Consider the following 26,175-nt stretch of genomic DNA (forward strand, 5'->3'; position numbering starts at 1 on the left):
CAGGCTTCAGGCTTCAGGCTTCAGGCTTCAGGCTTCAGGCTTCAGGCTTCAGGCTTCAGGCTTCAGGCTTCAGGCTTCAGGCTTCAGGCTTCAGGCTTCAGGCTTCAGGCTTCAGGCTTCAGGCTTCAGGGTGCAGGATGGTAAATTTTTCTGAAATCGCAAATCACTCATCGCCAGTCAGCGGTCAGCGGTCAGCAAAGGCAGGGTATATTTTTCATACTCAATACTCAATACTCAATACTCAATACTCAATACTCAATACTAAGATACTTCTGAGATCACAAATCACAAATCGCTCCCGTCCCGAAAGCTTTCGGGATCGGGACCAATCGAAATTTTCCCGTCTCATGTCTGACGCCTGACGTTTCCCTTCTGCCTGAAAGTTGGTAATTTGAATTCCGAATTCGTTACTTCCACTTCATGGAAAAAAGCCCAACCTCCGTCTGTTTTATTCTGAACCCCGCAGCCGATAAAAGCCGGTCGGCCCGGCATGCAGCATGGCTCCGAAGGCAGGCGGAGCAGCGATGGCACAGATTTGAAGTCGTTCTTTCAACACCGGATGAGCCGATGAAGGAGCTTGCCGCAAAAAAAGCGGCCGAATTTGATGTGATCGTGGCCTGCGGGGGCGACGGTACGGTTCACCAGGTGGTAAACGGAATTGCGGGTATCGGAACGGGATTTGCCGTTCTGCCGGTGGGTACGGGCAATGATTTTGCCAAATCACTGAATCTTCCTGAAAGCCGCGAAGCCATTCTGGATCTCATCCAAAAAAATAAATTTCAGAATGCAGACCTTATACGATTTAAAGGGGATTCGGAGGGCTGGTGCGTCAACACGCTGGGAATTGGATTGGACGGACTGGCAAATCACTACTCAAAATCCTTTCACCGGATAAAAGGATTCATCATCTACGTCATGGGAGCATTAAAAGCATCGTTCAAGTTCCGCGGTGCGCTGTTTTCTATAACTTCCGGACCCGAAAAAAAGGATCTCTCCGGTGAATTTTTAATGGTAACGGTGTGCAATGGGAAATGGGAAGGCGGCACTTTCTATATTGCGCCCGGGGCAACCCTTTTCGATGGCCGGGCGGATCTGGTGACGGTGGACAAGATATCCGTTCCAAAAATTTTGCTCTATATGTCCTGTTTTAAAAATGGTCCTGCAACTTGGATGAACGCTTTGAATACGCAAAAAGTAACATCACTTAACGTTCATGCAGAAACAGCTGTGGCTGTTCACGCAGACGGGGAGCAGCTGGGAACGGAGATTCACAATCTTTACATAACCGTTGAGAGGGGTATTCTGCCGGTCATTGCAGGTCACTGAATGGCATAGTATTCTTCATAGACGTATTCCCACAAACCCGCAAGATCAGACCCCTTGTTATGCGGATTTTTTGAGGTAGACGACTTCATGGCATCTATGCAGGCCCGTTCACGAGCATGGTGAATGGCCTTCAGCTGATGCTTGGTCGGATTGTCAATCATCTCCTCAAATTTCTTTTCTTCAGACATAATTGAGTTATTTGGTTACACTATATAAAATGAGAGATTATTGAGATAAATCAAGTTTATACTCGGTTATATAACGATTTAGGCCGTCAAATAGTTTCTTTATCTTCATGAATTTCAACAAATTAAAGAAATATGAAAAAACCAATTCACCCCGATGGCCCCGAATTATCGACACTCTCGGCCGGCATGTGGCGGCTGCATGAATGGGATTTAAGCACAGACGATTTGATCCGGTTTATTGAAGAGTGTGTTGAGGCAGGGGTTACTACATTCGATCATGCCGATATTTACGGCAATTACGGAAATGAAGCCTTGTTCGGAAACGCTCTCAGGGAAAGGCCCGACCTAAGGGATAAGATTGAAATTGTAACCAAATGCGGAATCTGTCTCCCGGTACCCGGAAAACCGGAATACGCGATACAACACTACAATACGGGTGAAGAGCATATCAGGATGTCGGTGGAGAATTCACTCAGAAACCTGAATACAGAGCGGATTGACCTTCTGCTGATACACCGTCCGGATCCACTCATGGATGCCTCAGAGGTAGCCAACACGTTTCTGAAACTGATCAATGAGCAAAAGGTGCGCTATGTGGGCGTCTCAAACTTCACTCCTTCACAATTCAACCTGCTGCAATCTGCCATGGACGAATGCCTTGTCACCAATCAGGTGGAATGCTCTGTTCTGCACACAATCGCTCTGTTTGACGGCACATTTGATCAGGCACAGAGATATAATGCTTCACCCATGATCTGGTCTCCATTTGCCGGCGGAAGGCTTTTTACCGGCAGCGGTGACGCACCCCACAGAGTACGCCAGGTCCTTTTTAAGCTTAGTGAAAAATACAGCGCCTCCATCGATCAGCTTGCCTTGGCCTGGCTTATGGCACTGCCCTGCAGTCCGTTTCCGGTACTGGGAACAGGAAAAATAGAACGAATCCGGTCAGCAGCCGACGCCCTTTCCCTGAATATGGAAAAACAGGACTGGTTCAGGATTCTGGAGGCTTCCAGAGGGCATCCAGTCGCATAATTTGATGTAAAGATGAATTTTTGACAACAGGGCCATTTTCCTTACATTTTCAAATCATTTTCACACCCCATTTTCGACACAATGGTGCTCTTTAGAAAAGAGCTTTTTGAATATTACTGACTTAATCTCCTCCTTGTATGGATCTTTTTGATAAGCTGGAAGGTCGCCCCGGACCTCTGGGAGCATTTACATCCGACGGTTACGGATATTACACATTCCCAAAACTTGAGGGTCCCATTGGCCCTGAAATGAAGTTCAACGGCAAGGATATGGTTGTCTGGAGTGTAAACGACTACCTCAGTGTAGGGAATCACCCCCATATCCGTGAAGTCGACAAAAAAGCAGCTGAACAATACGGCTTCAGTAACCCCATGGGTGCACGGCTGATGACCGGAAATTCGAATGAGCATGAGGCCCTCGAACGCGAGCTTTCCGATTTCATGCACAAGCCAAAATCCCTCCTTCTCAATTACGGATACCAGGGGATAATGAGCGTGATTCATGCGCTCGTCGACCGCAATGATTTCCTGATTTACGACGAGCTCAGCCACGCCTGTATCGTAGATGGCAAGCAACTGGCCATGGCTGAAAAGTCTGTATTCAAGCACAATGACATGGAGAGCCTCGAAAAACAGCTCAAACGCGCTGTCTCCAAAATGAAGCCCAATTCATCCATACTGGTCGTAACCGAAGGTGTGTTCGGTATGACAGGCGATTTGGGCAAACTCAGGGAGATTATTGCCCTGAAAGAAAAGTATCCGTTCAGGCTCCTCGTGGATGATGCACACGGTTTTGGTACGCTCGGCCATGACGGCTCAGGCGCCGGAACCCAGCTGGGCTGCCACGATGGCATTGACATCTATTTTGGAACCTTTGCAAAAGCGGTTGCGCTCATCGGTGCTTTTATTGCTACGGAACCCCGCGTTATTGAATTTTTGAAGGCCAACACCCGAAGCCAGATTTTTGCCAAATCGCTTCCAACGGCGCTTGTGATATCTGCAAGAGAGCGTCTGAAACTGATTCGGCAGAATCCGCAGTGGAGAGAAAAACTTTGGGAAAATACTCGCAAGTTGCGTGAGGGTCTGATTAATATCGGGTATAATGTCCTCCCATCCGAAAGTCCGGTCACACCCGTTCTAACAGCAGGCAGTACGGATCTTTGCCAGACCATCATGCGTGAAATGCGCGAAGAGCACGGCGTGTTTGTCAGCGGTGTAGCATACCCGGTTGTACCCAAAGGCGTGGTTCTTATTCGCCTTATTCCAATGGCGGGTCACACCGATGCACACATTGAAAAAACCCTGGCTGCATTTGAAGCGATCAAACCCATTGCGCTTAAGAAACCGGCTTTCGAAGAAAATGTTACAGTCTGAGGGTAAACGATCCCGAATGTAGCATCCCGATCGTTCACTGCTGATCGCGATACACGGTTGTACTAAAAAAACCATGCATACTCCAAATTGCGGTGTATTTCACCCGGGCCGCAATCTGCCCTGAATGTAACTCCGGATCTCTATCTTTGTTATTTGGGTTTTTTCTATTTTAAGCTGCAATCCAAAAACCCAAAATTGTACATGTCCATGCGATTTCTTTGCCTGACAGCTTTATCACTGCTTTTTTTCCTGATTTCCTTACCCGCTGACGCACAGGATGTTCCTGAAAGCCTGACGTTAAAAGAGATTTTCCACGAACCTGTGATTCCGGGTATTCGTCCGCAGTTCAGGTATTTCAACGCAACCGGCGACACCCTTTATTTTGCATGGAATGACTCTTCATACTACGATACCGGGCTCTATAAAATGGCCTTGAGCGGCGGAGACCCCGTAAAAGCAGATGAAGAGGCACTTCCTCCAAGATCTATTGTCTCTCCGAATAACCGTTTCATGGTGTATTCCGAAGAGGGCGACTTGTACGTATCCCGTACAGATGGGTCTGCTGCTCGCAGGATTATCGCTACAAAAGAGCGCGATGTAAGTCCCGTTTGGTCTCCAAACAGCAGAAAACTGGCCTTTATCAGGTCGGGTGATGTTTGGGTGACGGACGTTGTAACTCCTCAACTGATTCAGGTTACATCGCGGGACAGCGATGAGCCCGGCTTTTCCATTCGCGGCTGGGCAGGAAGCAGCAGGCTCATTCTAAGTCAGTCGGACTTCTCCGATTCACGAACAATCTATTTCCCTGAATATGCGGATGAATTTGTGGTGCCCGGTGCGTCCAGCAGAGGCATTCCGGATGTCACCTTTTTTTCAGCTCACATCGATTCAGCCCGGATCGATACTCTGCTCACCGGATGGAACCGGTCTTCTGCGGCCGGCAGCTATTCAGGCAATTTTGCCGTAATTGATGCCGCAGACGACTCGCTTAAGAGCCGTGAGATCATTGTCTACAACTTTCGTGATAATTCCGAATCCATTCTTTTCGAAGACACCACGGACGGATGGCTGAGCGGCACGTCCATCCGGTTTGCCCCCCGTACCGACCGCCTTCTTTTTACCTCCGAACAGAGCGGGTGGAATCATCTCTATCTGGCAAACCTGCTCACCGGCGATGTTCAGCAGCTTACAAGCGGAGAGTTTGAAATTACATGGTCGCGCTGGCTGGATGATCAGACCATACTATATGTAAGCAATGAAGCCGATTACGGTGAACGCCATATATTCATACACAATCTGAGGGAAGGCACCGCACGGCAGCTTACTTCCGATGACACCTACAGGTATCAGTTCGTTCTCTCGCCCGACAATGAAAATCTGATCTATGCAAAGACCGATTTCAACCGGCCGTATGACCTCTATATGATCGACCTCACGGCTGAAGATCCGGAAGAAAATCAGCTGACTCAATCCGTGCCCGGATCCTTTTACGACTACAACTGGCAGGATGAGCAGTATGTACGATTTACCGGCCGCGATGGAGAAACGGAACTCTCCATGTCGGTACTCTATCCGGAAGGCTTCGACACAAGGGATTCAGCAACCGAGTACCCGGTTGTGGTTTTTGTTCACGGCGCAGGCTCTCTTCAGAATGTGTACAAGGGCTGGTCGAACAATTACTGGCGCGAGTACATGTTCAACCAGTATCTGCTGAAGCACGGATACGTAGTGATTGAAGTGGACTACAGGCACAGTACCGGTTATGGCCGCAAATTCCGTGAAGACGTCACCAACTGGATGGGTAAATATGAAACCGAAGATATCGTGGATGGCCTTGACTGGGTGGAGAATCATACGGATGGCGCACTCGATCTCGGCCGGGTTGGGATTTATGGTGGAAGCTATGGAGGATTTATGGCACTTTATGCCGTAACAGCTGAACCGGAGCGGTTTCATGCCGCAGCTGCGCTCAGAAAAGTTACCAACTGGAGGAATTACTATTATGCCAATCCCTGGTACACGCTGCCGCGACTGGGAAATCCGGAGGAGGTGCCTGAACATTATGATCGCAGCTCACCGCTCACCTATGCGTCCGAACTGCAGCATCCCGTTATCCTGCTCCACGGGCTTATCGATGACAACGTGGGTTCGCAGGATGCCTTTCAGTATGCTGAGGAGCTGGTTCAGAGCGGCAACACTAATTTTGAGATGATGATTTATCCATCCGAACGGCACGGCTTTTCCGACCCGGATTCGTGGTATGACGAGTATTTCCGGATCTTTCAATTTTTTGAGGAGCATTTGAAGTAAGCCGCCTCTGCTGATTTTTTAAATGCCGGTTGATCTCAGCCGGCATTTTTTATTCCCGCACTTCCCTCACCCATACTTTCAACTGTTCTTTATACAGGTTCACCGGCGAAGCAAACCATCCTGACGGTACTGCAGCACTCTCATTCAGGTGTTCCCCCATATAATACCATCATTTTGTTTTATATATTAATAGAACGGTTCTGCAAACCGGCAAACCGCGTTTCAAATGAAAAAGGCTGACACATCACCATGACTGAAATCCATTGCATGCGTAAGTGCATCACCTCACCGCCGGTTCCTTTTTTATTTATGGGAATTCTGCTTCTGATTCTGTTGCCTGCGGGGCTGATAGCTCAGGACGCTTCCGAAATTATTGAGCGTGTTGATCAGGTGATGCGAGGTGAATCGAGTTATGCCGAGATGACCATGACCATCGAACGACCCAGGTACACGCGAAAGGTTTCAATGAGAGCCTGGTCGCTTGGGGATGATTATTCACTGATAAAAATTACAGAACCGGCCCGTGATGAGGGTACGGCCTACCTCAAGCGGGAAAATGAAATCTGGAATTACGTTCCCAACATCGACAGAACCATTAAAATGCCTCCCTCTATGATGTCGCAGTCGTGGATGGGGTCCGACTTTACGAACGATGACCTGGTACGTGAAAGCTCCATAACCGAGGATTATGAACACAGCATCCTCAGGGAGGATACCTTGCGTGGAAGGGAAAGCTGGGTGCTGGAACTGATTCCAAAGCCGGAAGCCGCGGTGGTATACGGTAAAGTGCTGCTATGGGTGGATAAAGAGGAGTATATCCAGCTGCGAGTGAAAAACTATGATCAGCAGGGTGAACCGGCCAGCACAATCGAATTGACCGATATCCGTGAAATGGGGGGACGAACGCTTCCCGCCAAAATGACTCTGACTCCGGCCGACAAACCAGACCATAAGACCGTTCTGGAATACCGGGAGATTGAATTCAATATCTCTCCGGAGCAGTCCTTTTTTTCACTCCAAAATATGCGAAGGAAGTTGTGAGCAAGTGGCCAGTGTGCTGGTCCATTGGTTGTAAAAGTGTTAATCTGATTAGGTGTTAAAGTAGTTCAGCAAATTTACTTTATTGGTTGCCCGGTCGGGCGACTTTTTTCCCTTTTCCCTTTTCACTTTTGCCTTTTGCCTTTTGCCTGACACACTGAACCACTGAACCACTGAACCACTGAAAATCTAAACCATGTTCCTCAAACTGGCCTGGCGAAATATCTGGAGAAACAAGCGAAGGACGCTGATTACCGTCAGTTCAGTCATGTTTGCCGTGGTGTTTGCACTCTCCCTGGAGTCGCTGGAACGCGGCGGCCACAACCTGATGGTAGACAACATGACCCGTTTTCACACAGGGTACATACAAATTCAGGATTCCCGGTTTGAAGATGAACCCTCTCTCGACAACACCATTACCTACGATTCGTCACTGGTTAGACGGGTTGCCTCCGTTTCAGACGACATAGAGTTCACGGTGCCCCGTCTTGAAACCTTTATGCTCGCAGCAGGCGATGAGCAAACCCGCGGTGCCATGGTGCTGGGTATTGAAGCCGACGCGGAAGATAAAATGAATGACCTCCGCAGCCGCATTACCGCAGGTGAGTTTTTTTCATCCGGAAACGGTTCTGCCGTGCTCGCTGAAGGTATTGCTTCGAGGCTTGAGCTCGCCGTCGGTGATACATTGGTATTGCTTGGTCAGGGCCGTTTTGGAATGACTGCAGCGGGCAAATTCGCGGTAAGCGGTTTGGTGAATCATCCGGTTCGGGATATGAGTAATCAGCTTGTCTACCTCTCCCTGCAGGATGCGCAATGGCTTACTTCCGCTGAAGACCAGATCACCTCCTTGCTGGTGATGCCGGAAAGCGTCAGCGAATCGTTCACAGTTGCAGAGTCGCTCAGAAGCGAGTTTGATGGCGAGAACTACAACATTCTGACGTGGAGACAGCTGATTCCTGAACTGGTTGAAGCGCTGGAATTTGACCGCGCAGGCACCAAGCTCTACATGGGTATACTTTATGTCATCATCGGGTTCGGAATCTTCGGAACTATCCTGACGATGACCCTGGAGCGAATGAGGGAATTCGGCATTCTCCTTGCCGTTGGCATGCACCGCATCCGGCTGGCTTCCGTTGTCTTTCTGGAAACCTTTTTTATGAGCATCCTGGGCGTAATTGCGGGCTTTGCACTGGGCAGCATCATTTTATTGTATTTCCGTGAAAACCCGATTCGAATAACAGGTGATGCAGCCGAAATTATCAGAGACTACGGGATGGAGCCCATTATGCCAACAGCGATTGCCGGTGACATCTTTCTATGGCAGGGGCTTGTTGTTTTTACACTTACAATTTTTATCAGTCTCTATCCTGTTATTAAAATTGCAACCCTGAACATCCTGGAAGCTTCCAGAACATAACTGATTATATGAACTCCTTAGATATGCATCCTGCTGTACCGGTTCCAAAGAGTAATTTATGAAGTTGATTTTATCCATATCCTGGCGAAATATCTGGAGGCATCCGGCTCGCAGCGGTGTACTGCTCGGTGCTATTATAGCAGGTATCTGGGCAGGTATGACCCTCTCCGCATTAACCAACGGTATGATTGATCAGCGGTTTGCCAACATGATTCAGGAAGATCTCACACACCTGCAGGTACATCAGCCTCAATTTCTCACCGAAAGAGAGCCTGCCATGTATATGCCGAATGCAGACTCTATCCTGAAGTACCTTCAAAACGATACCCGGGTTGAAAGCGCGGCGGCAAGAACACTTGTCGACGGAATGATTCAGTCGTCTCTCACAACGTCCGGTGTTTCCGTACGCGGCGTAGATCCGGTGAGGGAACCCGAAACAACCACTTTTCATGAAAACCTGATCTATGGCAACTACCTGGACTCCGATGTTCGAAATCCGATTCTTCTTGGCAAGAGGCTGGCTGAGAAATTAAATGTGCAAATCGGCAATCGCATTGTGCTGACCTTTCAGGATGTGAACAGTGAACTTTCATCTGCAGCCTTTACAATCAGCGGAATTTTCAGAACCAATTCGGGTCCCCAGGACGAAAGAGTCGTATTCGTGAGATCTGATGATCTGAGTTCCATCCTGGCCGGGCAGCAGATTTATCATGAAATCGCCGTGATGCTGCAGAATGAAGAGATGAGCAATGAAGTCGCCTCCGACCTGAACAATCGCTTTGATGGGATATCCGCTGAAACATGGTATGAACTCTCTCCCGAGCTGCGGTATCTGAACGATTTTGGCAATACGATGACCGTATATATTATGATTGTTATTATGCTTGCGCTTGCATTCGGTATTCTGAATACCATGCTCATGGCCATATTCGAAAGGATGCGCGAACTTGGAATGCTCATGGCTGTGGGAATGAGTAAAACGCGAATCTTTTCTATGATTATGACAGAATCTGTTGTACTGACATTTCTCGCCGCCGCTGCCGGAATGGTTCTCGGCTATGTAAGTATCAATATGATGAGTGAAAACGGACTGGACCTGTCAGCGGTAGGGGGTGATTCATTGGCAGAATTTGGCTATGACTCTGTGATATATCCATTTGTTACCGGTGCTGACATTGTCAATACAGCGATAATTGTAATATTGACCGCCCTGCTTGCTGCCGTTTATCCGGCCATCAAGGCATTAAGCCTGAATCCGGGTGAAGTGGTGAGGGAATAAGGCAGAAGGCAGAAGGCAAAAGGCAAAAGGCAAAAGGCAAAAGGCAGAAGTTCGATTTTATCGTAGTTATATCAAATTATATCAGTATTTTAAGCTTCAATATGCAACCCACTTTTCACTTCTGCCTTTTGCCTTCTGCCTTGCAACTGACACTCTGTTCACTGTAGCCCTGAAACACTGAAAAAAATGTCCATTATATCCACACACAATCTCTCAAAAGTTTACAATCCTGAAACGGTGCCCGTGCATGCTCTGCGGGATGTGAATCTTGAATTCGAAAAAGGAGAATTTACAACGGTTCGGGGTCCGTCGGGCTCGGGCAAAACCACGCTTTTGAATATGATCGGCGGTCTGGATGAACCCAGCGATGGATACGTGGAGATTGAGGGAACACGGATTACCGGAATGAAAGACAGCAAACTGATCGATTTCCGCCTTCACAATATCGGCTTTGTATTTCAGGCCTATAACCTGATCCCCGTATTTACGGCATTCGAAAATGTCAATTTCATCATGCTTCTGCAAAAGTGGGACAAAAAGAAGATGAATGAGCGAGCCGAAGAGTTGTTGACCGCCATGGGTTTGAAAGACAAAATGGATTCTAGGCCCAAGCAGCTTTCGGGCGGAGAACAGCAGCGGGTTGCCGTGGCGAGGGCACTGGCCTCAAGGCCCAGATTTATACTTGCCGATGAACCGACGGCTAACTTGGACACTGACTCTGCCATGAGCCTGCTGGATCTCATGGAAAAGATGAACAAAGAGGAACATATGACCTTTATCTTCTCCACCCACGATCAGCGGGTGATCGATCGGGCCAGAAGGGTGATCACCATGGTCGACGGAGCCATCGATAAGGACGAGAGGAAATAATTCGGTATGTAAGGGAGAAGGCAAAAGTGAAACAACTTATTTTCATATCAATTCTGACGCTCTGGGCTTCAGGTTCCATCCGTGCCCAAAGTGACGATTTCCGACTGTCGGGCTATATTCAGGCCATGTCGGTTTATATCGATGCGGATCTGCCGGCACTCTTCGAAAAGGACTCTTTCTGGGAGCACCGTTTTCAGAACCGGCTCAACCTGCAATATCGGTTTACATCCAATTTCTCATTGAACTGGGAAATGCGCACCCGCTTTTTTGCGGGTGAATTAGTAAGCGAACTGAATGACCTCCCCGGTCCGGGTTACCGGGATCTGATCGACGTGGACGACGGCATTGTAAATCTCTCGTGGGTCATTGCCGACCGCGACCGCTGGCTGCTGCACTACATCCCCGATCGTCTTAATCTGGACTGGTACAATGACGAATGGCGAATTACAGCCGGGAGGCAGCGAATTAACTGGGGTATCAATACGGTTACAAATCCGAACGACCTCTTTAACATCTATTCGTTCTATGAGTTCGACTATCCGGAACGTCCCGGTACAGATGCGGTCAGAATACAGCATTTCATCGACTGGGCTTCGCGCATAGAACTTGCCTGGAGCCCGGCAAAAGAGGTCCGCAATTCTGTTGCTGCGGCCATGTATGTGTTCAATACGCGCGGTTATGATATACAGGTGATAACGGGCTACTACCGGGACCGTCTTGGGGTCGGCGGAGGCTGGGCAGGCAGCATCCGCCAATCCGGATTTAAGGGAGAAGTGATGCTTTTCACGGATCTGGAAGAAAATTCGGCCGGGGATCGTCCAACCAATTTGGTGGCCGCTGTCTCTGCAGACCACATGTTCGACAACAGTCTCTTTTTGATTATAGAGGGGCTCTACAATAAAGACGGGGGATCCGACCGGTTTGTACTGCTGGGCGAACCGCTGGCTGCAGATAATCCCTCTTTTTCGCGCTATCAGTTTACCACAAGCGCAAGCTATCCGTTTTCTCCTGTCTGGAACGGTTCTCTGGCTGCCATTTGGTATCCAGATGAAGAAGCTCTTTTTGTATCACCCTCCGTCACGTGGTCCGTAGGACAAAATACGGATTTCAACATGCTGAGCCAGATCTTCATCGGCGGCGAATCATCCGCTTTCGCCAATGCCGGCAGTATTGTCGCCGCCTCCCTCAAGTGGAATTTTTGATTTATCTGGGCGTAAAATGTCAAACGTGAGACGTCAGAAGTCAGACGGGAGACGGGAGACGGGAGACGGGAGACGGGAGACGGGAGACGGGATTTTAATGACTGAACCTCAAACCTCAAACATTAAACCTTAAACCCCTCACCCTGAATCCTGCAGCTTGCTGCCTGCCCCCCTGAGCCTTGTACCATGAGCCTTGCACCCTGATGGAAAAATAATTGCCTTCCCATGCTCCATTGGCTATAATAAGCCGTTAGCTGAAACCCATGAACAACAAAGCTCAACAATACTGGCGGCAGAACCTGATCTACCTCGCCTCCCTTCTGGCGGTCTGGTTCATCGTGTCGTATGGTGCAGGCATCCTGTTTGTCGACTGGCTCGACCAGTTCCGAATGGGCGGTTTCAAGCTGGGATTCTGGTTTGCACAGCAGGGATCCATCTACGTCTTTGTGATTCTCATTTTCATCTACGTTTGGCTGATGAACCGGCTTGACAAAAAATATGATTTTGACGAACTGGAGGAGTCCGAAAAATGAGCATTCAGGCGTGGACATTTCTGATTGTCGGACTTACGTTTTTACTCTATATCGGCATTGCCGTCTGGGCCAGGGCCGCATCCACCAAGGAGTTCTATGTTGCGGGCGGACGCGTATCCCCGCTCGCCAATGGGATGGCCACGGCCGCTGACTGGATGTCTGCGGCGTCATTCATATCCATGGCGGGTATTATCAGCTTCGTTGGCAGGGACGGGTCGGTATATCTGATGGGCTGGACGGGAGGATATGTTCTTCTGGCACTTCTTCTGGCCCCTTATCTCCGAAAATTTGGAAAGTTTACGGTACCGGATTTTGTCGGTGACCGGTACTACTCACAGACCGCGCGTCTTGTTGCCGTAGTCTGTGCCGTATTTATCTCATTTACTTACGTAGCAGGACAGATGCGCGGAGTGGGGATTGTTTTCTCCCGTTTTCTGAGTGTGGAAATCGAGACTGGTGTTTTTATTGGTATGATCATTGTCTTCTTCTATGCGGTTATGGGCGGAATGAAAGGCATTACCTATACCCAGGTGGCTCAATACTGCGTATTAATATTTGCATACCTGGTTCCGGCTATTTTCATCTCTATGCTAATGACCGGCAACGTCATCCCGCAGGTAGGTTTTGGGGGAACCCTTGCAGAGCAGCCCGGTACGTACCTGCTCGACCGGCTGGACGGCCTGAGTACCGAACTTGGTTTTGACCCCTACACCAGCGGCACCAAATCAACGATCGATGTCTTTTTTATTACAGCCGCGCTGATGGTCGGTACGGCCGGTCTCCCTCATGTAATCGTTCGTTTTTTTACGGTTAAAAGGGTTCGAGATGCAAGGGTTTCGGCCGGTTACGCTCTGCTTTTTATCGCAATTCTTTACACCACCGCGCCGGCCGTTGCCGCTTTTGCCCGTGCAAACCTTCTCGAAACCGTGAGCAATCAGCCCTATTCAGAACTGCCTGAATGGTTTAGCACGTGGGAGGATACCGGATTGATACATTTCGATGACAAGAACGCAGATGAAATCGTTTTTTACTCTCCGGACGAAGAAACCAATGAGCTTACCATCGACAGGGATATTATGGTACTGGCGAATCCCGAGATTGCGCAGCTTCCCAACTGGGTGGTCGGTCTGGTGGCTGCAGGTGGATTGGCTGCAGCCCTGTCTACAGCTGCCGGATTATTGCTCGTTATCTCCACATCCGTTGCACGGGACCTGATACGGCGCACCTTCGTACCCGATATCACCCATCAGCGCGAACTGATATTCGCCCGGGTGGCTGCAGGAGGCGCTGTGATTGTAGCCGGCTATTTTGGCGTAAATCCTCCCGGGTTTGTTGCGCAAACCGTTGCATTTGCGTTCGGCCTTGCCGCCGCCTCATTCTTTCCGGCTATACTGCTCGGCATCTTCTCCAAAACGATGAATAAGCAGGGAGCCATCGCAGGGATGATTACCGGTATCCTCTTTACGGCAGCCTACATTGTCTGGTTTACCTATATAAACCCGGAACTCAACAATGCAGAACACTGGTGGTTCGGGATTTCGCCCGAAGGAATCGGCACGCTCGGCATGGCTCTCAACCTGATCGTCGCCCTCACGGTAAGCCGGTTCTCCGATAATCCTCCGCAGGATATCCAGGAGATGATTGAGGAGATCCGCATCCCCAGAAAATCCGATCCCGGCAATCCGCCCTCCTGACCCCTCGTACGCAGTTCCACTCCCCTCTTGCGCGGTTCCACTCCTCTTGCGCAATTCCATTCCTCTTGCGCAGTTCCACCCCCTCTTGCGCAGTTCCACTGCGCATGCCCCCCGGCAGCTCCGCTGCCATTCGAAAAAAAATCCAAAAACCCTGTAAGGAATCACAAAAGTCCGGTTCATACCTAAAAAGAAAGTTATCGCATAAAACCAGGACAGAAACTCTCCAACATGGGCCGTTCGGCAAACCGCGTATACGATTCCGCATACCCCTACTTTATCACAAGTTCTGTGGTTGAGGGTTATCCGATCTTCGCAAACCCGCCTGCAGCAGATATTCTGTTGAATGCACTCTGCTTTCTGCAGGAACAGCGTGATGCCAGACTCTATGCGTATGTCATCATGGAAAATCACATTCACATGGTGATTCAGGCTAATAAACTTTCCTCAAATATTCAGGCCTTCAAATCATGGACTGCCCGTTCTATCATTGATCTGTTTGCAGACATCGGGCGGTACCTCCACCTGTCAAAACTGAAACGGGCAAAGAATCCCTCACATACGGATTCCATCCATCAGCTGTGGCAGGAAGGCTTTCATCCCGTTCATATTTACAGTGACCGCATGATGATCCAAAAAATCGAATATATTCACCGGAACCCTGTACAGCGGGGGTATGTGGACCACCAGGAGGACTGGCGATACTCATCAGCCCGAAATTATCTCGGACTGGATGCATTAATACCCATTACGCTTTTCGAACCATGAATATGCACCTGAATCTCCTGCACAGTTCCATTGCCAAGCCTCCTGCGCAGTTCCATTGCCGAGTCTCCTGAGCAGTTCCGCTACCGAGTCTTCTGCGCAGTTCCACTGCGCAGAAGGAGCTGGCAGCTCTGCTGCCATACACCCACTTTCAACTATCGAACTCTCCATAATCTTTGTATCATCCAAATACCCAAACACTCATATCACTATCCTCTTACCACAGTAAATACAAATCATGCACCGTTACAGCTTTGCTTTCCTCTTACTCCTTCTTCTCCCCTTTGTGCTGTCAACCGGTCTCATCTCATGCGGCAAATCCCTGTCTGTACCACCGAATGAACCGGGTGTTTCTCTTGAGCTGGCGGAATTCAGAAAATCACTGCTCTCCGACATTCAGTACACGCTCTATTTCAACATCCCCGAACGGCGGGAAATGCCGATTCCTGCAACGGTTTCAATAAAGTTTACCCTGAATAATGAAGGATATGACATTCCGCTCGATTTCCGTGAATCGGCTGATAAACTCCGGTCCCTCACTGTAAACGGCACATCTGCGGAGATTATATATGAAAATGAACACATCCTGCTTCCGGCAGGAATGCTGCATCCGGGAGAGAATCAGGTGGATATTGAACTGATTGCCGGTGAATCGTCACTCAACCGCAATCCTGACTACCTTTTTACACTCTTTGTGCCCGATCGCGCACGGACCGCATTTCCTCTTTTCGATCAGCCCGATCTGAAAGCCGTTTATAAATTAACGCTGGAAATTCCATCAGAATGGGAAGCTGTATCCAATGCAGCTCTAAGCGATGTAATTCAAGAAGACTCCACCAAAATCCTTGAATTCAGACCATCCGACAGGTTCAGCTCCTATCTCTTTTCATTTGTGGCCGGCCGCTTTGAGAAGGTGACCCGAACGGTGAACGGTGTGGAGATGACCATGCTGCACCGCGAGTCGGATCCGGAAAAAGTGGAAAGAAACCTGGACGACATCTTTGAACTTCATGCTGCCTCCCTGGAGTGGCTTGAAGAGTATACCGCCATAGAACACCCCTTTCAAAAATTTGATTTTGCATTGATCCCCGCCTTCCCATACGGGGGCATGGAGCATGTCGGCGCTATACAATACCGTGCAGGATCCCTCTTTCTGGATGAAGATCCATCCGACTCCCGGCTACTCAGCAGGGCATCACTGATTGCTCATGAAACCGCACACATGTGGTTCGGCAATCTGGTTACCATGAAATGGTTCAATGACGTGTGGACCAAAGAGGTTTATGCCAACTTCTTGGCTGCCAAAATTATGAATCCGGAATTTCCGGATATCAATCACGAGCTCAATTTCCTTCTGAGGCACCACCCCTCTGCATACTCGGTTGACCGAACAGAAGGTGCAAATCCTATCCGGCAGAACCTTGCAAACCTGAATGAGGCCGGGCAGATGTATGGTCCCATCATTTACAATAAGGCTCCGATTATGATGCGACAGCTTGAGCTGCTTCTGGGGGATGATCTTTTCAGGGAGGGAATACGTGAATATCTCAGCTCGTATGCTTTTGAAAATGCCACATGGCCTGACCTGATTCGGATCCTGGATCAAAAAACATCCACCGACCTTGCTGCCTGGAGTGACGTGTGGGTAAACACGCCCGGAAGGCCACACTTCAGCATCGTGAGAAATGGTTCCGCATCCCTGCTTCAAACAGATCCCGCCGGACAAAGGAGCCGTTTCTGGCCGCAGCAATTTTCGATTGTTGAACTTTCGCCCTCCGGAACGCAAACCCGGCTGGTAACATCGCAAGGTGCAGCCACAGAATTGGATCAGGCTCTCGGGAATAACAGAATCTACAATGCCAATGGGTATGGATACGGCCTCTTTCCTGCCTCGCCCGATAACCTGGAAGCCTGGCTGGAATTTGGCGATACCGCCAAAGGTTCCGAGCTGATCAATCTTTATGAAAACATGCTGGAGGGTGTGGTTGATCCGGCTGACTATTACGGCAGACTGTTGAACATAATTCGGTCCGAAAGCAATCAGCTACTGCTGAACCGGGCACTAAGCTACCTTGGTACGATTTACTGGAATCTCATGAGTAAGGAAGAACGGGAAAGTGCGGCACCCGGCCTGGAAGAGATGTTATGGAATCTGATGATGCAGCAACCGGATGCCAGCCGCAAGAGGATTTTCTTCGATTCGTACCGGAATGTTGCCGTAACGGAAAACGGTGTTCAGCGGCTTTATGACGTCTGGGCCGGAAATACGAAAATTGAGGGACTTTCGCTTTCCGATAATGACCTGACGGGAATAGCGGCAATCCTCGCAGTCAAATCCCATCCCCGTGCTGAGGACATACTTCGTATCCAGCTTGACAACATTCAGGACAGCGACAGAAAAAGGCGGTTCGAATTTCTGCAGCCCGCACTCTCAGCGGATCCGTCCGTGCGCGATCAGTTTTTTGAAAGCCTCAAAAACCCGGAGAACAGGGAAATCGAATCCTGGGTTATAAGTTCACTCAACTACCTTCACCACCCCTTGCGTACTGATCATTCCGAAAAATACATTCTTCCGAGCCTTGAACTGCTGGAGGAGATTCAGGTTACGGGGGATATTTTCTTTCCCAGCCGCTGGCTTGACGCCACGCTTTCAAACCACTCTTCCGATAACGCCGTAGAAACCGTGCGCACATTCCTGAATGAGCGACCCGGTTATAACGAGCAGCTCCGAATGAAAATACTGCAAAGCGCCGACATGCTCTTCAGGTCTAACACCATATTAGCTCCATAATCCAGGACCCTCATCCACAGTACCACCTATATCCACAGTTCCATACCTCATCCACAGTCCCACCTTATCCACAGTTCCACTGTGGATATGCCCCCCGCAGCTCCGCTGACAGTTCCACCTCATCCACAGTCCCACCTTATCCACAGTTCCACTGTGGATATGCCCCCTCGCAGCTCCGCTGCCTTGCCCATCCAATACCAACCTCTACCCCTGCTAGTCATGAAATAAAAAAATGAATACCCACTATTTCCTGATCCTGACTAAAACAGGGGATCCTTTCTCAGGATTTTCAGCAGCAGCTGGTAAAGATCCTTGTCGCGGTTGTTGAATCTGAACTCACACTCTCTCAGGTGGTACCGGTAGGTGGAGGGGTGCAGCCCTTTAAACTTAGCCATCCTTGTCTTGGCGTTGGCCCAAAAACTTTTCACGCGGTTCATGCCCGTATCACCCTGATCCCTTGCGCTATCCTGTGTAAGCGGCACGGTTGTCCCGGTTTCCGGATCAATAACGAGGCTGAATCCGGTTTCAGAACTTGTTTTAACCCACGTCTGATCATTTAATGAACGATTCCCGCTCCCAAAAACCGGATCCGTTATGATCTTGCCCCGATAATAGCGAATCAATACGTACTGGATATCCGCTCCTTTCGATGCATCTGGGGGTCCGGACTGAACTCTCGGCAATTCAGATGTAGCAGTGCAATAGCGGTCTATTTTCCGGCGAATTTCTGTCAGGTATCTGTTAACGGTATTTCGGTTCAGCTTTGTCAGTTCTGCAATCTGTTTGGCATTCAGATCCAGAACAAAGTAGCGCACGAGCTCCCTGAATTTCGCTTCCGAAATTTTTGCACGGTTTACATACTTGTTATTCATTATTGCTCAATGTTTTATACAGACCAATAGAGCTTTATTCTGTTCATGATCAGATTTCTTATAAAAAATGTGCTTGCTGATAGTCATGAAAGAGGGTTTGTCTTTGCTGTTTAGATTAAGTCTAAATAAACTTAGCCCACTATTTACCAACACTCAGCTAAAAACGCAAGCAGTAAAGAATGTTCAGGGTTTATTTAATGGTATTGATAACTGTGCTGTGCATATCGCCCGCAGCGGCACAGGTTATCTCAGGTTCTGTAACGGATGAGCAAAACAACCCTCTGCCGGATGCCCACTTAAAGATTCAGGTTCAAGGCACCAATTATACAACGATCACGGATCTTAACGGCACTTTTGAGCTCTCGATTGAACCCGAAACCGGATCAACTTTAACCCTTTATGTAACAAGGGTTGGTTACAAGCCTGAAGTTTTACAAATCGCCGGTTCTGCAATCTCTTCGGAAGAGCTGACCATCGTCCTCACCGAGCAGATCTATCAGCAGGAGACGGTTGTTGTAACCGCCACCCGTACCCAGCGGGATATTGAAGAAGTAAGCATTCCCGTATCCGTGATTTCAGGAGAAGAAATACAGCATTCAGGAAACATGCGCCTCAGCGATGTGCTCGCCGAACAAACCGGCATGCAGCTTGTCAGCGACCACGGCCCCGGAATTCAGGTGCAGGGCTTTGATCCCGACTATACCCTCATCATGATTGACGGGAATCCCGTTATAGGCCGTACTGCCGGCACACTCGACCTCAGCCGGATCTCTGTCCGAAATGTGGAGCAAATTGAAGTAGTTAAAGGTCCGTCATCCGCACTCTGGGGCAGTGACGCACTCGCAGGTGTCGTCAATATAATTACAGAAACCGCACGAAGAGGCCTGTCCGGCGGCTTCACTACAAGATACGGCGGCAACAAAACGCTCGATATCAGCGGCGACATTTCGCACGCTGGCGAAACCTTTCAAAACAGGATATTTATCAACAGAAACACTTCCGGAGGATATCGACTGAATCCGGGCTCCGTCTCTCAAACCGTACCCGAATATCAAAACTACACGTTGAATTACAGCGGATCTGTCGATATCAGCGATCGCCTTACCCTCGACGCAAATTTCAGATGGTTCTCGGAAACCCAACAGAACAACAGCTCCGTAAATACTGAAAACGGGGCCCTCCTGCTGAATGATTATGCAGGCAGAAGCGACGTTATGGTAAATCCGGTGCTTACATTCAACCCTGCCGATCGACTGGATTTCACGATCAACTGGCTGTCAAGTCATTACGGTACCGATCTGGAGCTTTTCATTTCCGACAGCGGCGATTTATACGATTCAACCGAGTTTAACCAGTATTTCAACAGGCCGGAATTTCAGGGAGAATATCGCTGGAGCAACCAGCACCACTCCATTGCCGGTACAGGCGCCATCTTCGAGCGGCTGGAAGCAGAACGTTATCCGGGTCAGCCCGATTTCACCACCCGTTTTCTTTTTGCCCAGCACAGCTGGACGCCCTCAACCAATGTAGAACTTACCGGCGGGCTCCGCTTTGATTCACACAGTGAATACCGTTCTCAGCTGAGCCCGAAAGTCTCCGCGCGATACAGAATGAACGAGCGTATCCAGTTCAGGGCATCTGCAGGAAGAGGTTTCAAGGCACCGGAATTCAGACAGCTCTTCCTGGATTTCACCAACTCAACCGTGGGATACAGCGTACTCGGATCCAGCACGGTTGCGGATGGCATCGCAAGGCAGCTGGATGAAGGTACCATCGACCAGATACTGATTCCGCTTGAAAATCTTGAAGAAATACGTGCTGAATCTTCCTGGGCGATCAACGCAGGCGTCGATGTCGATCCCCTTCGCAACCTCAGGCTGCGGATCAACTTCTTCCGAAATAATGTATCCGATCTGATTGAAACCGCTCCGATCGCGCGCAGAACCAATGGCCAGTCCGTATTCACCTATTTCAACGTGGATGAAGTGGTTACCCAGGGACTGGAGGCGGAAATCCGATGGTCCGTCAGCCGGAATCTGAACGGTTCGGCGGGATACCAGTTCCTGGATGCAAACCGCCGGATTGAACGTGAACGTACGGTTCAGGACAGCCGGGGCGAAGTTGTACAGAGAACAGACGTATCGTTCGAACCCATGTTCAACCGGTCACGCCACTCCGGAAACATCCGGCTCTTCTACGAAACTGACAGCGGGTGGGGCGCCAACGTCCGGGGAACACTTCGCGGCAGATTTGGCCTCTTCGACAGCAACGGAAGCGGGTTTGTAGACGGTGATGAATATGAGAAAGGCTATACCGTCTGGAACGCAGCTGTTTCGCGAACATTCGGCAACTCGGTACGGCTGCAGGCCGGAGCGGATAACCTACTCGGTTACACTAACATCAACCAGCCCTTCCTCGCAGGAAGGCTTTGGTACACTCAGCTATCGGTGCAGTTCTGAATCCTGATACCTTTATCACCTAAACCATTTAATTACTTCAATAAAAACCTAAAAAATAATCTCATAGTTACGATGCGCAGTCATTTTAAATTCCAGCTTTTTACCCTTTTCATTGCAGTCCTTCTATTCCAGGCGTGCAGCGATTTAACATCCTCAGTGGAAGAAGATGTGATCACATCGAATCTGCAAACAGAGATCGTTGAAGATCTCGATGCGACAGGTACCGAGGGCAACTATACATTTTTCAGCCTGCGTACAGGCGAACTGGTTGAACTTACTGATTCTGCTTCAACGGATTGGGATATTGCTTTCCGGGGTACCGGCGTCATTACAAACAGCGGTGTGAGCGGCCCGGGCAACGGCGGAGCCTTGCTTCTGGATGTTCCATTTAATGATGTATCCATTGCTCCTGAAAGCGGTTATGCGGTTGATTCTGATGAACAGCTTGCAATACCCGGCGGCAGCGAAAACGGATGGTATACGTATACCGGAAGAAACAACCCTCCCTTCGCCATTCTTCCAATGGATGACGTGACCATAGTCCTGAAAACCGCAGACGGAAATCATTACGCAAAACTCGAAATACTGAGCTACTACAAAGGAAATCCGGATACGGGAAGCGATGAATTCGCGGATACAAACACCCGCCCCGAGTCCAGATTTTACACATTCAGGTATGCGATTCAGCAGACCGAAGGACTTCGCGACCTTGAATAAATAACACAGAATAGAACTGACATTCCTCTAACACGGGAGCCGGGCCTGTACCATGCACACATAGCAAAATGTACAGGCCCGGCATTTCTGTTTTTTAAACATCAACATATAACAATCAACAGCACATGGAATCCATCACAATGCTTAACAATGAAACCGCTGCACTGAAGAAGCGGTGGAATGATCTAAAAGAAGAAGAACCCCGGCTTCGAACCAAGGATATTGCTGATCGCCTCTCGGTCAGCGAAGCTGAACTTGTCGCCTCGGCCTGTGACGGCGACAGAATTGTAAGGCTTACGGAAGACTGGGCAGGGATATTTGAAAACCTTGAATCTCTTGGCAGTGTGATGGCGCTAACCCGAAATGAAGCGGCTGTGCACGAAAAAACCGGCATTTACCGCAATGTCTCTTTCAAGGGACACGCCGGATTGGTGCTTGATGAGCAAATCGATCTGCGGGTGTTCCATGGCCGCTGGGGGTTTGCCTTTGCGGTTCCTGTTGAAAATCCACGGGGAACCCTTCTCAGCCTCCAGTTTTTTGATAAGGAGGGACAGGCTGCTCATAAAATCTACCTGAAAGACCCTGCCGGCAAGAGCGCTTACCATCAGCTTGTTGACCGCTTCCGGCACGAGGACCAGTCACCCGGAATTGAGCTTACCGAAGAGATCAAAAATGAAGTCAACAATCCGCTTGAAGAGATTGACGCCGGTGCATTTCTGAATGAATGGTCTGAGTTGAAAGATACCCACGACTTCTATCCGATGCTCCGCAGGTACAAACTAAGCCGGACAGATGCGCTTGCACTCGCAAAAGAAAAATATGCATGGAAGGTTGATAACAATACCACAAAATCGATGCTGGAGTTGGCCTCTCAACAGGACGTACCCATTATGGTATTTGTCAAAAACAGCGGAATGATTCAGATTCACTCCGGGCCCGTTAAAAAAATCCGTGAAATGGGTAACTGGCTGAATGTGCTCGACCCCGGGTTTAACCTTCACCTGCGCCAGGATATGATTCACTCTTCCTGGATTGTAGAAAAACCAACCGAAGACGGCACGGTGACCTCGGTTGAGATTTTTGACAAGGAAGGCGAGCAGATCGCCACGTTCTTTGGCGCCCGAAAACCCGGGAAACCGGAACTGGAAGGCTGGAGAGAAATTACCGCTGAACTGAAAAAAGAAGGAGCAGAAGGATGAGAATGATAAAAGTAAACGTTATTGACTCCAATGACGGCCATTCCTTTTCAAAACCCACAGCAACCGGTGACCCGGCTTTGGTTTTGATCGACCTCAAAACAGTAAAAACATGCATAGTCGGGTTTCTGCTGATTGTTTTAACCGCCTCCGCGCTGCAGGCCCGCCAGGTTTACTCCGGGTCGGATGGCATTGAGGTGGATATCAGTGACAAAACACGCATCGTATCCATCGGAAGCGCAGTGACCGAAACAATTTTTGCGCTTGGAGCTGAAGATTATCTCATTGCGGTGGACGAATCAAGCACCTATCCCACTGGTGCTGAACGGCTGCCAAAAGTCTCCTTCACACGAAACCTTTCAGCGGAAGGCGTTCTATCTTTTGCTCCTTCTCTGATCCTGGCAAGCGGTGCGGCCGGCCCGCCTACGGCGATTCAGCAAATACGGAGTACCGGAACACCCATGCTGCTTTTGAATGCCGATGAGAGCGTAGACGGAGCCCTGGAAAGAATTCGTGAACTTGGCGACATCCTGAATCGCGAAAATGAAGCCCTTAAGGTGATGTCTGCCCTGCAAGCGGATCTGGACCGGGCAGAAAGGCTCAGAAACTCTCTCAGCAGCCGGCCCAAAGTGCTTTTTATCTATGCGCGCGGACCAAACAATCTTACGGTAGCAGGAAACCGCACATCAGCCAAGGCCATGATTGATCTGGCCGGAGGTGTGAATGCATTCAACAGCTTCGACGGATACAAGCCCCTTACCGCAGAGGCCGTGGTTCAGGCAAACCCCGATGTGATACTGATGATGAATTCCGGGGTTGAAAGTGTAGGCGGGGAACAGGGTGTGTTGCGAGCACCCGGCATCAGCCTTACCTCGGCAGGAGAAAACCGGAGAATTTATTCAATGGAAGGCACCTACCTGCTTGGGTTTGGTCCGCGATTGGGCCAGGCTGTGCTCGATCTCATGAGTAAAATCCACCCTCAGGCGGAAATATAAAAAAAGAAAGAAACCGTAATCTGAACGCACCTGTGAATTCACTATCTCAAACCCTCTCGATCTGGAAATCGGTACCTCGTTTTCGTCAATCGATACTGGTGCTTGGCGGACTCTTTCTGACACTGATCTGGCTGATAATACTATCTGTTGGGATCGGTGCGGTACCCATCTCACCCTCCCAGGTAATTTCAATATTCCTGAATCAGGCAGGTATTGAGACCGGACTGGGTTATGAAAGCGTTCAGGAGTCGATTCTACTGAATATCCGGCTTCCCCGGGTTCTCCTGGCTGTATTGGTAGGCGCAGCGCTAGCTATATCCGGAGCGGCCATGCAGGGGCTTTTCCGCAACCCGCTTGCCGATCCCGGGCTGATTGGCGTATCAAGCGGGGCCGCGCTCGCAACGGCCATCGCAATGGTGGTGCTGAGTTCCCTGGCATGGCCTTTTCTGGACCTTCTGGGAGAAGCCCTCATACCGCTCGCTGCCTTTGCAGGAGGTACATCAGCCACAATTCTCGTCTACCGTCTTTCCACCAGCAGGGGCCGGACCAACGTTGCCACCATGCTGCTGGCGGGTATTGCGATCAATGCGATGGCCGGAGCACTGATCGGGTTTATGATCTTTCTGGCCGACGATGACCAGTTGCGCGACCTCACCTTCTGGACGCTGGGCAGCCTCGGCGGGGCGATGTGGAAATCGGTCTGGATCGTTCTGCCGATTCTGATGGCAGCCATTCTCTTTCTCCCGCGCCTTTCAAAAGGCCTGAATGCAATTTTGCTCGGCGAAGCAGAAGCGAGACATCTTGGAGTGAGGGTTCAGCGGCTCAAAAAGGTGATTATCATTTTTGTGGGCCTGGCGGTCGGAGCGGCAGTTTCGGTTAGCGGAATGATCGGCTTCGTGGGACTTGTGGTACCGCACATATTGAGGTTGTGGATAGGTCCCGATCACCGCTTTCTAATGCCCGGATCTGCCATCCTGGGTGGCCTGTTGCTGCTTGCATCAGATCTTGCAGCACGAACGATGGTTGCACCGGCCGAACTGCCTATCGGCGTGATAACAGCATCGATAGGAGCTCCTTTTTTCCTATGGCTTCTTCTCAGAAACCGTGAGTTGCGCGGATATTTATAAAAATCCATATCCCCCTTTTTTACTTATCACTTATCACTTTTCCTAAATGATTGACGCAAAAAACATCACCGTAAAAATCGATGACAAAACCCTGGTAAACAATGTATCCATGCGGCTTGAACCGGGGAAATTTTCGGTGATACTGGGAAAAAACGGCGCCGGAAAATCTACGTTCTTAAAAGCTCTTACCGGCGACATAACGCCCTTCGAAGGTATGGTTCTGGTGAACGGGAAAAATCTTGACTCCGTATCGCCCGTTAAACTGGCAAGAAAACGTGCCGTAATGATGCAGGAGCTGCACCTTTCATTTTCATTTACGGCTCTGGAAGTGGTCTTGATGGGAAGATCTCCACACTCAAGCGGATTTGAATCGGCCGGCGATCAGAAAATTGCGATGGAGTGCCTGAAACGTGCCGGGGTGGACCACCTGGCTGACCGTGCCTTTCCGACTCTGTCGGGCGGTGAGAAACAGCGCGTTCAGTTTGCCAGAATGCTTGCCCAGCTATGGGATCGGGTTCAGCAACAACTCCCCTGTTGCCTCCTGCTGGATGAGCCGCTTTCAAGCCTCGACCTGGCTCATCAGCATAACATGATGCATTTGGTTAAAAGCCTGTCACGCAGCGGGGTTGCCGTCATGATGATACTGCACGACCTGAACCTTGCGGCCCAGTATGCGGATGAGGTACATGTGATGAAAGAGGGAAGAACGTTTGCGCTTGGGTCGCCTCATGAAGTCTTCAAACCCGAAATCATCGAAATGGCGTTCGACTGTCCGGTGCATATCATGCAGCACCCGCATCACCGATGCCCGCTCGTAATTGCATCCAACCAGATTGATGAAAGAATGCGAAAAGTGATCTAGCCCTCCTTCTCCTTCATCCACAGCTCCACCCATCCTAATCCACAACTCCACACATCCTCATCCACAGTTCTGCACATCCTCATTCACAGTTCTACTCTGGATGCCCACCCGGCTGCTCCGCAGCCTCACAGA

20 protein-coding genes and 1 pseudogene are annotated in these 26,175 nt (G+C 49.6%); 19 read left to right on the forward strand and 2 right to left on the reverse strand.

Features of this window, described 5'->3' with window-relative positions; genetic code table 11:
* The first annotated feature begins 420 nt into the window (after positions 1-420).
* Complete coding sequence (locus DDZ15_RS01115; RefSeq protein ID WP_109644018.1) at positions 421-1,326, forward strand: diacylglycerol/lipid kinase family protein; 906 nt, start codon at positions 421-423, stop codon at positions 1,324-1,326.
* Here the strand turns inward: DDZ15_RS01115 and DDZ15_RS01120 are convergent.
* Positions 1,320-1,514, reverse strand: coding sequence for a hypothetical protein (locus DDZ15_RS01120; RefSeq protein ID WP_109644021.1), 195 nt, complete (start codon positions 1,512-1,514; stop codon positions 1,320-1,322). The two genes, DDZ15_RS01115 and DDZ15_RS01120, sit on opposite strands and share 7 nt — an antisense overlap.
* Before the next feature lie 132 nt (positions 1,515-1,646).
* Here DDZ15_RS01120 and DDZ15_RS01125 point away from each other — a divergent pair, with 132 nt between their 5' ends.
* The 12 genes from DDZ15_RS01125 to DDZ15_RS01180 all read left to right on the forward strand — a co-directional run bounded on the left by DDZ15_RS01125 (position 1,647) and on the right by DDZ15_RS01180 (position 17,815).
* Positions 1,647-2,546 (forward strand): aldo/keto reductase, encoded by a 900-nt coding sequence (locus tag DDZ15_RS01125; protein ID WP_109644023.1) that lies wholly within the window; start codon positions 1,647-1,649, stop codon positions 2,544-2,546.
* Positions 2,547-2,683: 137 nt separating this feature from the next.
* The gene (locus DDZ15_RS01130; protein ID WP_109644025.1) at positions 2,684-3,919 is read left to right on the forward strand and encodes an aminotransferase class I/II-fold pyridoxal phosphate-dependent enzyme; all 1,236 of its coding nucleotides are present in this window, start codon (positions 2,684-2,686) and stop codon (positions 3,917-3,919) included.
* Between the two features lie 201 nt (positions 3,920-4,120).
* Positions 4,121-6,229: a S9 family peptidase gene (locus DDZ15_RS01135; RefSeq protein ID WP_242978827.1), complete on the forward strand. Its 2,109-nt coding sequence runs from the start codon at positions 4,121-4,123 to the stop codon at positions 6,227-6,229.
* 249 nt (positions 6,230-6,478) lie between these two features.
* Entirely contained in the window at positions 6,479-7,270 is a 792-nt protein-coding gene (locus DDZ15_RS01140; RefSeq protein WP_242978829.1) for an outer membrane lipoprotein-sorting protein, read from the forward strand.
* Positions 7,271-7,463: 193 nt separating this feature from the next.
* Positions 7,464-8,684, forward strand: a complete 1,221-nt coding sequence (locus DDZ15_RS01145; protein WP_109644027.1) for an ABC transporter permease — start codon at positions 7,464-7,466, stop codon at positions 8,682-8,684.
* Positions 8,685-8,742: 58 nt separating this feature from the next.
* On the forward strand, positions 8,743-9,963 hold the full coding sequence (locus tag DDZ15_RS01150; protein WP_109644029.1) for an ABC transporter permease: 1,221 nt from the start codon (positions 8,743-8,745) through the stop codon (positions 9,961-9,963).
* 186 nt (positions 9,964-10,149) lie between these two features.
* Positions 10,150-10,833 (forward strand): ABC transporter ATP-binding protein, encoded by a 684-nt coding sequence (locus DDZ15_RS01155; RefSeq protein ID WP_109644030.1) that lies wholly within the window; start codon positions 10,150-10,152, stop codon positions 10,831-10,833.
* Between the two features lie 26 nt (positions 10,834-10,859).
* Positions 10,860-12,035 carry a hypothetical protein gene (locus DDZ15_RS01160; RefSeq protein WP_109644032.1) on the forward strand — a complete coding sequence of 392 codons (1,176 nt, stop codon included), beginning with the start codon at positions 10,860-10,862 and terminating at the stop codon, positions 12,033-12,035.
* Positions 12,036-12,298: 263 nt separating this feature from the next.
* Positions 12,299-12,568, forward strand: a complete 270-nt coding sequence (locus DDZ15_RS01165; protein ID WP_109644034.1) for a DUF4212 domain-containing protein — start codon at positions 12,299-12,301, stop codon at positions 12,566-12,568.
* Positions 12,565-14,262: a sodium:solute symporter family protein gene (locus DDZ15_RS01170; protein WP_109644036.1), complete on the forward strand. Its 1,698-nt coding sequence runs from the start codon at positions 12,565-12,567 to the stop codon at positions 14,260-14,262. The genes DDZ15_RS01165 and DDZ15_RS01170 overlap by 4 nt, the downstream gene beginning before the upstream one ends.
* A gap of 228 nt (positions 14,263-14,490) precedes the next feature.
* On the forward strand, positions 14,491-15,027 hold the full coding sequence (locus DDZ15_RS01175; protein WP_109644038.1) for an REP-associated tyrosine transposase: 537 nt from the start codon (positions 14,491-14,493) through the stop codon (positions 15,025-15,027).
* 235 nt (positions 15,028-15,262) lie between these two features.
* Positions 15,263-17,815 carry a M1 family metallopeptidase gene (locus tag DDZ15_RS01180; RefSeq protein WP_109644040.1) on the forward strand — a complete coding sequence of 851 codons (2,553 nt, stop codon included), beginning with the start codon at positions 15,263-15,265 and terminating at the stop codon, positions 17,813-17,815.
* 260 nt (positions 17,816-18,075) lie between these two features.
* Here DDZ15_RS01180 and DDZ15_RS17045 read toward each other — a convergent pair.
* Positions 18,076-18,252: pseudogene (locus DDZ15_RS17045) on the reverse strand (IS1595 family transposase); the annotation flags it as partial.
* 632 nt (positions 18,253-18,884) lie between these two features.
* Here DDZ15_RS17045 and DDZ15_RS01190 point away from each other — a divergent pair.
* The 6 genes from DDZ15_RS01190 (at position 18,885) to DDZ15_RS01215 (ending at position 26,043) form a co-directional block, all read left to right on the forward strand.
* Complete coding sequence (locus DDZ15_RS01190) at positions 18,885-21,146, forward strand: TonB-dependent receptor (protein WP_158278582.1); 2,262 nt, start codon at positions 18,885-18,887, stop codon at positions 21,144-21,146.
* A 72-nt stretch (positions 21,147-21,218) separates the two neighbouring features.
* Positions 21,219-21,863, forward strand: a complete 645-nt coding sequence (locus DDZ15_RS01195; RefSeq protein ID WP_109644046.1) for an HmuY family protein — start codon at positions 21,219-21,221, stop codon at positions 21,861-21,863.
* A gap of 125 nt (positions 21,864-21,988) precedes the next feature.
* A complete protein-coding gene (locus DDZ15_RS01200; protein ID WP_199222843.1) occupies positions 21,989-23,062 on the forward strand; it encodes a hemin-degrading factor in 1,074 nt (357 codons plus the stop codon).
* The gene (locus DDZ15_RS01205; RefSeq protein ID WP_109644049.1) at positions 23,059-24,054 is read left to right on the forward strand and encodes a heme/hemin ABC transporter substrate-binding protein; all 996 of its coding nucleotides are present in this window, start codon (positions 23,059-23,061) and stop codon (positions 24,052-24,054) included. The genes DDZ15_RS01200 and DDZ15_RS01205 overlap by 4 nt, the downstream gene beginning before the upstream one ends.
* A gap of 32 nt (positions 24,055-24,086) precedes the next feature.
* Positions 24,087-25,181: a FecCD family ABC transporter permease gene (locus DDZ15_RS01210; RefSeq protein ID WP_199222844.1), complete on the forward strand. Its 1,095-nt coding sequence runs from the start codon at positions 24,087-24,089 to the stop codon at positions 25,179-25,181.
* A gap of 46 nt (positions 25,182-25,227) precedes the next feature.
* Complete coding sequence (locus tag DDZ15_RS01215; protein ID WP_109644050.1) at positions 25,228-26,043, forward strand: heme ABC transporter ATP-binding protein; 816 nt, start codon at positions 25,228-25,230, stop codon at positions 26,041-26,043.
* Positions 26,044-26,175 lie beyond the last annotated feature (132 nt).

Source organism: Rhodohalobacter mucosus, from assembly GCF_003150675.1.
Lineage (GTDB): Bacteria > Bacteroidota > Rhodothermia > Balneolales > Balneolaceae > Rhodohalobacter > Rhodohalobacter mucosus.

What these genes read in the sequence shown, in the direction of transcription:
- DDZ15_RS01115 (WP_109644018.1), top strand. Translation starts at nt 421, where the DNA reads ATGGAAAAAAGCCCAACCTCCGTCTGTTTTATTCTGAACCCCGCAGCC.
- DDZ15_RS01140 (WP_242978829.1), top strand. Translation starts at nt 6,479, where the DNA reads ATGACTGAAATCCATTGCATGCGTAAGTGCATCACCTCACCGCCGGTT.
- DDZ15_RS01125 (WP_109644023.1), top strand. Translation starts at nt 1,647, where the DNA reads ATGAAAAAACCAATTCACCCCGATGGCCCCGAATTATCGACACTCTCG.
- DDZ15_RS01175 (WP_109644038.1), top strand. Translation starts at nt 14,491, where the DNA reads ATGGGCCGTTCGGCAAACCGCGTATACGATTCCGCATACCCCTACTTT.
- DDZ15_RS01190 (WP_158278582.1), top strand. Translation starts at nt 18,885, where the DNA reads ATGGTATTGATAACTGTGCTGTGCATATCGCCCGCAGCGGCACAGGTT.
- DDZ15_RS01130 (WP_109644025.1), top strand. Translation starts at nt 2,684, where the DNA reads ATGGATCTTTTTGATAAGCTGGAAGGTCGCCCCGGACCTCTGGGAGCA.
- DDZ15_RS01200 (WP_199222843.1), top strand. Translation starts at nt 21,989, where the DNA reads ATGGAATCCATCACAATGCTTAACAATGAAACCGCTGCACTGAAGAAG.
- DDZ15_RS01170 (WP_109644036.1), top strand. Translation starts at nt 12,565, where the DNA reads ATGAGCATTCAGGCGTGGACATTTCTGATTGTCGGACTTACGTTTTTA.
- DDZ15_RS01195 (WP_109644046.1), top strand. Translation starts at nt 21,219, where the DNA reads ATGCGCAGTCATTTTAAATTCCAGCTTTTTACCCTTTTCATTGCAGTC.
- DDZ15_RS01205 (WP_109644049.1), top strand. Translation starts at nt 23,059, where the DNA reads ATGAGAATGATAAAAGTAAACGTTATTGACTCCAATGACGGCCATTCC.
- DDZ15_RS01120 (WP_109644021.1), bottom strand. Translation starts at nt 1,514, where the DNA reads ATGTCTGAAGAAAAGAAATTTGAGGAGATGATTGACAATCCGACCAAG.
- DDZ15_RS01215 (WP_109644050.1), top strand. Translation starts at nt 25,228, where the DNA reads ATGATTGACGCAAAAAACATCACCGTAAAAATCGATGACAAAACCCTG.
- DDZ15_RS01135 (WP_242978827.1), top strand. Translation starts at nt 4,121, where the DNA reads ATGTCCATGCGATTTCTTTGCCTGACAGCTTTATCACTGCTTTTTTTC.
- DDZ15_RS01145 (WP_109644027.1), top strand. Translation starts at nt 7,464, where the DNA reads ATGTTCCTCAAACTGGCCTGGCGAAATATCTGGAGAAACAAGCGAAGG.
- DDZ15_RS01165 (WP_109644034.1), top strand. Translation starts at nt 12,299, where the DNA reads ATGAACAACAAAGCTCAACAATACTGGCGGCAGAACCTGATCTACCTC.
- DDZ15_RS01180 (WP_109644040.1), top strand. Translation starts at nt 15,263, where the DNA reads ATGCACCGTTACAGCTTTGCTTTCCTCTTACTCCTTCTTCTCCCCTTT.
- DDZ15_RS01155 (WP_109644030.1), top strand. Translation starts at nt 10,150, where the DNA reads ATGTCCATTATATCCACACACAATCTCTCAAAAGTTTACAATCCTGAA.
- DDZ15_RS01150 (WP_109644029.1), top strand. Translation starts at nt 8,743, where the DNA reads ATGAAGTTGATTTTATCCATATCCTGGCGAAATATCTGGAGGCATCCG.